Origin of the sequence: Terasakiella brassicae, assembly GCF_014641495.1 — a bacterium.
GTDB classification, from domain to species: Bacteria; Pseudomonadota; Alphaproteobacteria; order Rhodospirillales; family Terasakiellaceae; genus Terasakiella; species Terasakiella brassicae.
On sequence record NZ_BMHV01000069.1, the window covers coordinates 1 to 1,026 of the forward strand.

Sequence of the window (1,026 nt, forward strand, 5' to 3'; positions counted from 1 at the left end):
TGTGGCACACACGGAAGGGAATGAGGTATCAACCGGACGACGTATGTCGGCCGCTTGATTACTTCATATAATATTATGTTTTAATCAACGATACCGTTGACGGCATGACGTTGACATCATTTCGTCATCTCCATTGCCATGGCACGTTTGACCTTCGATACCGATCCAGTGGATACATTGACCAGCTTAGCAACACCACGGACACTGGCACCGGCTTGAAGATGCTTCTTGATGCGATTGGTCTTGTAATCCGATAGGCCCGGTCGTCCAAGTTTTTTGCCCTGAGCCTTAGCTCTTTCCAGCCCAGCATGAATTCTTGATTTTAAGATACTGCGTTCGTATTCGGCGAAGATCGCCAAAAACTGGGTCATCATAATCGCTGTCTGACTATGGGTGGTATCCAGACCTTGTTGATGCACATAAAGACCAATACCGCGTTCCTGCACGTAGCTCATAAAGGTGATAACCTCTTGTAAGCTTCGACCAAGCCGATCAATGCCCCACGTCATCACCATATCGACTTCACGCCGGGCCACCGCTTTATAGAGTGCATCATATCCCGGACGCTGATTGCGTCCCGTAGCACCACTGATGGCGTGATCTTCATAGACCTGCTTAATGATCCATCCCATACGATCACACACCTGACGAAGTTCCAGCAATTGGTTCTCGTTGGTCTGGTGATCCGTTGATACGCGGCAGTAGACGGCGACGGTTTTACTGATGGTGCATCTCCTGAATGTTCATTAATCAAATGTTTGACGGACGCCGAAATTCGGATCAGACGAAATGGCGGTTTTGAGCCAAAATGACGGTCACAGTGACCGTAGTGTTTTATGGACGGTGATCACGACGGTAATGACGACGCTTTATTGACGGTCCCGGTCGCACTATCGCGTCTTCTTCCACCGGGTTCGCTCATACGCATCATGAATCGCATCAACGACATCTGCATCGTCGATTTCGATGGCATTTAACACCGCCGTTAATACCGTCTCAACATCGGATAACGACGGTCCTGCCACG

General features: G+C 49.2%; 1 protein-coding gene. It reads right to left on the minus strand.

Features of this window, described 5'->3' with window-relative positions:
- Window positions 1-116: 116 nt before the first annotated feature.
- Entirely contained in the window at window positions 117-725 is a 609-nt protein-coding gene (locus IEW74_RS17195) for a recombinase family protein (protein ID WP_188667412.1), read from the minus strand.
- Window positions 726-1,026: the final 301 nt, after the last annotated feature.